The organism is Aeromonas sp. 159 (genome assembly GCF_963862045.1).
Taxonomy (GTDB): domain Bacteria; phylum Pseudomonadota; class Gammaproteobacteria; order Enterobacterales; family Aeromonadaceae; genus Aeromonas; species Aeromonas veronii.
The window spans coordinates 1-3,491 of record NZ_CAWLMI010000090.1; the positions used below are offsets into that span (position 1 = coordinate 1).

At 58.6% G+C, this 3,491-nt stretch carries 3 protein-coding genes; 2 read left to right on the plus strand and 1 reads right to left on the minus strand.

What is annotated here, in order from left to right:
* Window positions 1-98: integrase core domain-containing protein (locus AACR14_RS14970; protein WP_156808836.1), on the plus strand; the 98-nt coding region annotated here is incomplete at its 5' end.
* Window positions 99-173: 75 nt separating this feature from the next.
* Here AACR14_RS14970 and AACR14_RS14975 read toward each other — a convergent pair.
* Window positions 174-668 (minus strand): zinc ribbon-containing protein, encoded by a 495-nt coding sequence (locus AACR14_RS14975; protein ID WP_005335155.1) that lies wholly within the window; start codon window positions 666-668, stop codon window positions 174-176.
* A gap of 145 nt (window positions 669-813) precedes the next feature.
* Here AACR14_RS14975 and leuS point away from each other — a divergent pair, with 145 nt between their 5' ends.
* Window positions 814-3,390, plus strand: a complete 2,577-nt coding sequence (gene leuS, locus AACR14_RS14980; RefSeq protein WP_019446749.1) for a leucine--tRNA ligase — start codon at window positions 814-816, stop codon at window positions 3,388-3,390.
* Window positions 3,391-3,491: the final 101 nt, after the last annotated feature.

A 3,491-nucleotide genomic window follows, 5' to 3' on the forward strand; every position in this document is an offset into this window, starting at 1 on the left:
CCGGGATGATTAGACCACTACAGGATATTTACAACGAGGAGCGACCGCATCATGCGTTGAAATACAGAACCCCCGATGCGGTACATAGGGGGTTCTGAGTGGAGAAATGCTAGTTGAAAATGTGTAAACATATTTCAGGACTAGACATATCTCATCCACATTGATGGTATGACTCAGGGCGAGAGCGGCTCGCGGTGATACTCGGCGCAGCCGCATTCGGGGCAGGTATCGAGCTGCTGGGGATGCAGCACGGTATGGCGCCAGCCACACTGGTCGCACACCATGACCCCGAGCCCCACCCAGTCACCCGCCTCGTAAACACCCTTGTGCTCCAGCTCGTCGGCCAGCTCGCGCCACTCCACCTGGGCGCGGTCGGTCACATCCGCCAGCCAGGACCACGCGGTGTCTTTGAGGGCCAGCATAAAGGCAGACTCTTCCACCTGCGCACTATCGTCATGGCGCCCCTCGTCATAGTTGCCCAGATCCCGCTTCACGTACTCGGCGATGAGCGCCAGTTCGTCCTGAGTGAGGTCGCTGGCCGCCTCCAGATAGGCCTGCACCTTGGCAATCATCCGGTTGAGGCGCTCCCCCTGGAACTCTTCAGTCTCTTGCCACTGCTTTTGCAGCTCGGCAATGAAGGCTTCGTACCCTTTTTGACGTTTGTCCATGGCTCTAACTCCTCTACTAAACCCTGATCTGGCCCGGCTTAAGGCCCAAGGGACGCTGGCGGTTGTTGCCGCCGCAGGATATGGGTATTCTATTGCGATTTCCCAGCTGATTTATCTATTCATTTCACAGATCCGGATGTCACCAATGCAAGAGCAATACGTTCCCCAATCAATCGAACCAGCAGTGCAAAAGCACTGGGATGCCAAGAAAACCTTTAAGGCCGTGGAGAAGGTAGACAAGGAGAAGTTCTACTGCCTGTCCATGTTCCCCTATCCGTCTGGTCGACTACACATGGGGCACGTTCGTAACTACACCATAGGTGATGTGATCTCCCGTTATCAACGCCTCAATGGCAAGAACGTGCTGCAACCCATAGGTTGGGATGCATTCGGTCTGCCGGCCGAGAACGCCGCGATCAAAAACAATACCGCGCCGGCGCCCTGGACCTACGAAAACATCGAATACATGAAGAACCAGCTGAAGATGCTGGGTCTGGGTTATGACTGGGATCGTGAAGTCGCCACCTGCAAACCGGATTACTACCGCTGGGAGCAGTGGTTCTTCACCAAGCTCTACGAGAAGGGTCTGGTCTACAAGAAGACCTCCTCCGTCAACTGGTGCCCGAACGACATGACCGTACTGGCCAACGAGCAGGTGGTCGACAACTGCTGCTGGCGCTGTGACACCCCGGTGGAGCAGAAAGAGATCCCCCAGTGGTTCATCAAGATCACCGACTACGCAGAAGAGCTGCTCAGCGACATCGACAATCTGGAAGGCTGGCCGGAAATGGTCAAGACCATGCAGCGCAACTGGATTGGCCGCTCCGAAGGGGTCAACATCAGCTTTGCCATCGAGGATCAGGCTGAGCAGCTGGAGGTCTACACCACCCGTCCGGACACCTTCATGGGCGTCACCTATGTCGGTATCGCTGCCGGTCACCCGCTGGCGCTGCAAGCAGCCCAGAACAATCCGGAGCTGGCCGCCTTTATCGAAGAGTGCAAGAACACCAAGGTCGCCGAAGCCGAGCTGGCCACCATGGAGAAGAAGGGCATGGCCACCGGCCTCTACGCCATTCACCCGCTGGATGGCCGCAAGGTACCGGTCTGGGTCGCCAACTTCGTACTGATGAACTACGGCACCGGCGCCGTGATGGCGGTTCCGGCCCACGATCAGCGTGACTTCGAATTCGCCACCAAATATGGCCTCGACATCAAGGCGGTCATCAAGCCGGTTGATGGCGACGTCGACGTGAGCGAAGCCGCTTACACCGAGAAGGGCGTGCTGTTCAACTCCGGCGAGTTTGACGGTCTCGACTTCCAGGGCGCTTTTGATGCCATCGCCAACAAGCTGGAAACACTGGGCAAGGGCAAGCGCACCGTCAACTTCCGTCTGCGCGACTGGGGTGTCTCCCGTCAGCGCTACTGGGGTGCTCCCATCCCGATGCTGACTCTGGCTGACGGCACAGTGGTGCCGACGCCGGAAGACCAGCTGCCGGTACTGCTGCCGGAAGATGTGGTGATGGATGGTATCCAGAGCCCGATCAAGGCCGACGCAGAGTGGGCCAAGACCACTTACAACGGTCAGGAAGCGTTCCGCGAAACCGATACCTTCGACACCTTCATGGAGTCCTCCTGGTACTACGCGCGCTACTGCTCTCCGGACTACGACAAGGGCATGCTGGATCCGGCGGCTGCCAACCACTGGCTGCCGGTGGATCAGTACATCGGCGGTATCGAGCACGCCTGTATGCACCTGCTCTACGCCCGCTTCTTCCACAAGCTGCTGCGTGACACGGGTCTGGTCAACAGCGACGAGCCGTTCAAGCGTCTGCTCTGTCAGGGCATGGTGCTGGCCGACGCTTTCTACTACAAGGACGAAAAAGGCGGTAACGTCTGGGTCAGCCCGACCGACGTCAAAGTAGAGCGTGACGAGAAGGGTCGCATCACCAAGGCCATCGATAACGAAGGCCGCGAAGTTATCCACTCCGGCATGACCAAAATGTCCAAGTCCAAGAACAACGGCATCGACCCGCAGCTGATGGTCGAGCGTTATGGCGCCGATACCGTCCGTCTGTTCATGATGTTCGCCTCCCCGGCCGAGATGACCCTGGAGTGGTCCGACTCCGGCGTAGAGGGCGCCCAGCGCTTCCTGCGTCGCCTGTGGCGCACCACCTTCGAGCACGTCTCCGGTGGCGCCGTTGCCGCGCTGGATCTGGCTGCTCTCACCAACGAGCAGAAGGCCATTCGCCGCGAGCTGCACAAGACCATCGCCAAGGTGAGCGACGACGTGGGTCGCCGTCAGACCTTCAACACCGCCATCGCCGCCATCATGGAGCTGATGAACAATCTCTCCAAGCTGGGCAACGACGAGCAGGATCGCGCCCTGATGCAGGAAGCGCTGGAAGCGGTGGTGGTCATGCTCTACCCCATCACTCCGCACATCGGCTTCGAGCTGTGGAAGATGTTGGGCAAGGGCGACGACGTGGATCACGCTGCATGGCCGGTGGCCGATGAAGCGGCCATGGTCGAGACCGAGAAGCTGGTAGTGGTGCAGATCAACGGCAAGATGCGCGGCAAACTGACCGTGCCTGCCGAAATCAGTCAGGCCGACGTCGAGAAGCTGGCTATGGCCGACGCCTCCGTGCAGAAGTTCACCGACGGTCTGACCGTGCGCAAGGTGATCTATGTACCGGGCAAGCTGCTCAATATTGTTGCTAACTAATTGGCTGCCAACTGATTGGTTACCAACTGATCATTGCCAATCTGTGACAGCAAACGGATGATAACGGCGGGCCCTGCGCCCGCCGCTTTCCCTTAATGCAA

Coding starts and splice junctions, on each gene's coding strand:
- AACR14_RS14975 (WP_005335155.1), bottom strand. CDS start 668: ATGGACAAACGTCAAAAAGGGTACGAAGCCTTCATTGCCGAGCTGCAA.
- leuS (WP_019446749.1), top strand. CDS start 814: ATGCAAGAGCAATACGTTCCCCAATCAATCGAACCAGCAGTGCAAAAG.